The sequence below is a fragment of the Actinoplanes sp. NPDC051411 genome, assembly GCF_040682075.1.
Lineage (GTDB): Bacteria > Actinomycetota > Actinomycetes > Mycobacteriales > Micromonosporaceae > Actinoplanes.
Genome location: NZ_JBFBAD010000254.1, coordinates 1 through 5,037, shown reverse-complemented (window position 1 = coordinate 5,037; position 5,037 = coordinate 1). Strand labels below are relative to the sequence as shown.

General features: G+C 73.4%; 6 protein-coding genes. All 6 read right to left on the bottom strand.

What is annotated here, in order from left to right; genetic code table 11:
* Positions 1–33: 33 nt before the first annotated feature.
* Positions 34–642, bottom strand: coding sequence for a dihydrofolate reductase family protein (locus AB0M88_RS52785; protein WP_364116094.1), 609 nt, complete (start codon positions 640–642; stop codon positions 34–36).
* Positions 642–1,139: an SRPBCC family protein gene (locus tag AB0M88_RS52780; RefSeq protein ID WP_364116091.1), complete on the bottom strand. Its 498-nt coding sequence runs from the start codon at positions 1,137–1,139 to the stop codon at positions 642–644. The genes AB0M88_RS52785 and AB0M88_RS52780 overlap by 1 nt, the downstream gene beginning before the upstream one ends.
* Before the next feature lie 3 nt (positions 1,140–1,142).
* Positions 1,143–1,484 carry a metalloregulator ArsR/SmtB family transcription factor gene (locus tag AB0M88_RS52775; RefSeq protein WP_364116088.1) on the bottom strand — a complete coding sequence of 114 codons (342 nt, stop codon included), beginning with the start codon at positions 1,482–1,484 and terminating at the stop codon, positions 1,143–1,145.
* Between the two features lie 496 nt (positions 1,485–1,980).
* Positions 1,981–2,574, bottom strand: coding sequence for a hypothetical protein (locus AB0M88_RS52770; RefSeq protein WP_364116086.1), 594 nt, complete (start codon positions 2,572–2,574; stop codon positions 1,981–1,983).
* Between the two features lie 43 nt (positions 2,575–2,617).
* Complete coding sequence (locus AB0M88_RS52765; RefSeq protein WP_364116083.1) at positions 2,618–3,109, bottom strand: GyrI-like domain-containing protein; 492 nt, start codon at positions 3,107–3,109, stop codon at positions 2,618–2,620.
* Positions 3,110–3,111: 2 nt separating this feature from the next.
* The coding region (locus AB0M88_RS52760; protein WP_364116080.1) for a CHAT domain-containing protein at positions 3,112–5,037 on the bottom strand (1,926 nt) is incomplete at its 5' end.

Below are 5,037 nucleotides of genomic sequence, written 5' to 3'. Positions count from 1 at the left end.
GGCGCCGCCCCCGCTGACCGGACCGGGCCGGCGTCAGCGCCGTGGGCGCACGGCGTAGGTCAGGTGCGTCACCCGCGGCGACGGCACCAGCGTCACCCGGGACGCGTCCACGCCCTCGAACAGGCGGACGCCGGAGCCGAACAGCACGGGCGACAGCGCGATCGAGAACTCGTCGACCAGGCCGGCGTTCACGTACTCCAGGATCGTCGCGCCGCCGCCGGCGATGCGGACGTCGCGGTCGCCGGCCGCCTCGCGGGCCCGGTCGAGCGCGGGCCCGATGCCGTCGTCGACGAAGTGGAAGGTGGTGCCGCCCGGCCGCTCCCAGGGGTCACGCTTCTCGTGCGTCACGACGAAGACCGGCGTGTGGAACGGCGCCTCCTGCGGCCACGCGTGCTCGCCGGCGTCGAACATGCGCCTGCCCATCACGCTCGCGCCGGTGCGCTCGTACGTCTCCCGCAGGATGTCGTTGTCGCGCCCTTCCTCACCGCCGTCGCCGAGCTTCAGGTTCTCCCGGAAGAACCGCTGCGGGAAGACCCACGCCTGCAGTTCCCTCCACTGCGGCCCCGTCAGGTCGTCGAGGGAGCCGGGCGCGATGAACCCGTCCAGCGACATCGACACGCTGAAGAACACCTGGCCGGCCATCAGCCCTCCGCTCCGTTCCGGACGATCCCGGCGACGTAGGCCGCCAGGCTGCTCAGGGTCTGCCGGCCGCCCTCGACCGCGTGGTACTTCTCGACCGCCTGGTCGCGCAACTGCTTGGTGGGGAACACCGTGCGCATGACGATCCGGGTCGCCGCACCCTCCGGCGCCAAGGTCAGGACCGACTCGAAGGCGTCCGGATCGTCGCGGGACTCACCGTGCAGCAGCGCGATCCGCTCCGGTCGGACGATCTCGGTCCAGGTGATCCACTCGCGGTAGTCCGTCCCGTCCGGCCCGTGCATCACGAAGTCCCACTCACCGCCGACGCGGAACTCGAACGCCCGCGTGGTGGTGGTGAACCCCTCCGGACCCCACCACCGCGACAGGTGCCGGACCTCGGTGAAGGCCTCGAACACCAGCTCCCGCGAGGCGTCGATGAGCCGCGAGATCACGATCTCCCGGTCGGCCGCCGGCTCCGCCCGCGCTTCCTGCCATGCCATCGGTCACTCCTCCGGTCGTGTCTGCTTGAGTTCCCGCACATAGGTGTCCAGCCGGTCGAAACTCCCGGACCAGAACCGCTCGAACCCGCCGACCCACTCGTGGACCGGGCGCAGCCCGCGGGCGTCCAGGCCGTAGAGCCGCTGCTTGCCCGCCCCGCGGACCCGCACCAGCCCCACCTCCCGGAGCACCCGCAGATGCTTGGACGCCCCCGGCAGGCTCATCCCCAACTCCCGGGCCAGGTCGGTCACCGGCCACTCCCCCGCCCGCAGCAGCGCCAGGATGTCCCGGCGCTGCGGCTCGGCGATCGCGTTGAACGCGTCCGACGTTGTCGCTGCTCGTGCCACGGCCGCCACGATATTTTCCCATATGGGAAAGTGTCAAGCCGTTGGACGACAGCGTGGTCGGCCGGCCTGGTCGCAGGACCCGCCGGGCGAACCCGATCGATGCTCTTGCCGCGGCGCCGGCGGCGTTGTCCGGGCCGGCCGCGGGTGTCCCGAAGACCCGGACCGGCCCGGTCGAGGGGATCCGCGGCCTGCGGGCGGGCTGCCGCGGTGCGGTCAAGGCCCGCACCCAGGCGGTCAATCGGCGGCGCGGCATGCTGATATCGGCGCCTGAGCAGCTGTGTCAGGCGCTGTCCGGGCTCAAAGGGCCTGCATTCGTGCGACGGCGCGCCGCGCTGGCCCCCGGCAGGAGTGTCAAGAACCCCGCACCCGCGCCTACGCCGAGCGGCGCACCGAACAACGACTCGGCAAGACCTCAAGCGTTACCTCGCCGGCGAGGTCCATGCCTCCCCGCTCACCGCTTGACGTCCACAGCAGCATCGGCCGGCGCGGAGGCGGGCTAGTCGGTGACCAGGGCGCCGTGCAGGAAGAGGCCGACGACCTGATCGGCCGGCAGCGGCTGCTCCTCGTTCGGGGCGCGGGTGCAGTATCGGGACAGGCTGAGGAAGAGTTCGGCGAGCGTCTCGGCGGGGAGGCGTAGCCGCTGCTCGTCCGGCCTCAGCAGGCCGGCGACCGCCTGCCGGATCTCGGGCAGCTCGGCGAGGCTCCGGAAGTCGTAGTCGGCGAGTTCCGGGCCGGTGCCGCCGGACGGGAAGGCGGGCTGTTCGAAGGCTTCGAGGTCGGCGCGGACGCGCTGGTAGTAGGCGCTGAGGATGTCGATCACCGCGGTGAGGCGGGACGCGACCGGCTGATCGACCGCGATCGCGGCGATCCGGTGCAGTTCGTCGGTCGGCTCGAACGCCGCGCTCATCCGGTCCGCCATTGTGGACAGGCAGGCCCGAACGACGGCGTCCTTGTCGGCGAAGACGGTCAGCAGGTCGGCTTCGCTGATTCCCGCGGTCCGGGCGATCCGGGCCGTGGTCAGGGTCTCGTACTCGCCGATCAGGGGCGTGGCCGCCCGCACGATGGTCTGACGGAGCTGTTCCGAACTCATGACGGCCACCTGTTCCCTCGGGGCCATCCGCGCGGCCGAACCCCTAGTCGGCCAGGCGGATCGCCAGTTCGGTCTGCCATTTCGTCTTCATGCGCTCGCTGCGCGGATCGGTCAGGTACGCCTCGTAGCGGCATCCGAAACGGTCGCCGGCCGGATCGTCGGAGCGGTCCAGGCGCAGCCCCGAGGCGGCCGCCCAGTCGAGCAGCGTCCCGGTGGCCCGCCGGCCGTGGTTGACGTAGACCAGGCTCGCGTAGCGCCCGGCCGGCAGGACCGTCGGGCGCACCGTGCCGTCTCCCGGGTGCGGCTCACCGGTCAGGATGCCGACCTCGATGTCCATCGGCCCGTCCATGTCGATCACGTGGAGCCGGAAGTAGACCGTGCCGGCGGTCAGCCCCCGCTCCTCGAACCAGCCGAACAGCGACGCCATCAGCTCGTCGCGGACGGCGAACATGCCGCGGAACGGCGTGACCGTACGGAGGCCGAGGCCGGGCCGGCCGGCGTGGGTGACCACCGACGGGCCGCTGATGATCTCCATCGTCAGTCTGCTCCCGGGGCGTGGGCGGTGGCGGCCGGATCACCGTATACCGAATAGGCCAGCCAGGTGGGGTCGCCGAGGTCGTGGGCCGAGGCCAGCCGCGTCTGGTGGGCCGCCTCGCCGAGCGTCCGCCCGTCGGCCAGCCGCTGGTAGAAGCCGTCGGCGAACGCGGCCGCGCTCCGGCTGCGGATGTCCCACAGCGTGCCGACGAAGGCGCCCGCCCCGGCGGCCATGAACTGCTTGGCCCAGCCCATCATCCGCGTGTACTGCGGGGCTTCGCCGGCGCTGCGGCACGCGTTGATGAAGACCAGCGGGCGGCTGCCGGCCAGGCTCCGGTTGACGGTCGCGGCCGACAGCATGACCGGCAGGAACGCGCCGTCGCGCAGCCGGATCGAGGAGCCGCCCGCGTCGGCCCGGAAGTTGTTGTGGCACGCGAAGTGGGCCAGGCCGAAGCCGCCGCGGTCGACGAGGGCGAGCAGCTCCGCCAGCTCGTCGATTACCCCGCCGGCGGCGCCGCCGAGTCGTGCCGCCACTGCCGCCACCTCGGCCAGGGCGTCGGCCGGGCTTTCCGGCGGTACGACGTAGCGCGCCCGGCCGAGCCCGATGCGCGAGCTGCGAGCCTGGTCGAACACGCGCCGCACGACCGGGACCTGCTCGATCAGGAATCCGTCGTCCTGCCCCGGCCGCAGCGGGTGCAGCAGCTCCCACGGCACGATGTCGTGCCCGGTCGCGATGGTGAACGACGACATCACGTCGCGCACCTGCCAGAACTGTTCCTTCACCGCGGCCGGCACCAGCTGGCTCCACAGGTTGACCCCGGACTGCCGCAGCCACTCCCGCGCGTTGCGCCCGCTGTAGTCGGTGCCGCGGGCGATCCGGTTGAGCGCGCCCAGCACCTGCTCGACCGCGGGGCCGGCCGGCCCGGTCCGCGAGGTGACGGTGACCGGGCTGAACTGGGTGCGGTCGGACAGCACCTGGAAGATGTAGTGCCCGGCGTCGTCGGCCTGCACCTGCAGCGTGACCTCGCCCGGCACCGCGGCGAGGGAGCCGATCGCGGCCTGTTGCGCGGGCGCGTCGATCCGGCGGGCCCGCTCGTCGACCGAGACCTCGGCCCGCAGCTCGGCCAGGAAGGTGCCTCCCGCGTACGCCTTCACGTCGACCCGGTGCAGTCCCCGCGCGACGGCCCGGAACGCGAACAGCACCGGGTCGGAGTCGCCGCGCTCGGGCACCAGCACGGTCCGCAGCAGTGGCCCGTCGGCGACCAGCCCGGATTCGGCGTGCACGACGATCGTGACCTGGGTGCCACCGGCCCGCACGGGCATCGCCCGCAGCAGTGGCGCGGCCGCCGTGACCGGCCCGTCGTAGCCGGCGCCGACGACGCGCACCTGCAGCCCGATCTGTTCCCCGGTCGGCACGCCGGCCGGCATCTGCGCCACCAGTTGCCGCACCGGGACGCCGGCCGGCCGTCCGGGCCGGTCATCCGGCCCGGGCGGGCGGGAAACGGCCTCCCGGGGCGCGGGCGACCGTTCGGCCGGCCGGCCGTCCGACGTGGACCCGGTCGCGGACGCGGCCGACCGCGCACCGTCCGCCGGAGCGCCCGAGACCGGCGCCGGCCCGGTGACGTCCTGATCGGTGCGGAAGGTCGGCACCGAGCGGGCCGAGCGCACCAGCTCGTCGAAAAGGGAGCCGCCGGCCGGGTCGGGCGGGGGCCGGAAGGAGAGCGCGATGTCGTCCAGCCGCAGGCCCTCGGGCAGGTCGCCGTGGGCACGCCGGAGCTTCTCGCCGAGGCTCCGGGCGAGCAGCCACCCGCCCTCCTCCAGCTCCGGCGCCACCGAGACGAGGAACGCCCGGCTCAGGGCCTCGACGTCGAAGGCGCCGAAGTCACCGCCGGCGCCGCCGGCCGCGGCACCGGTGGCGGCCGCCACGGC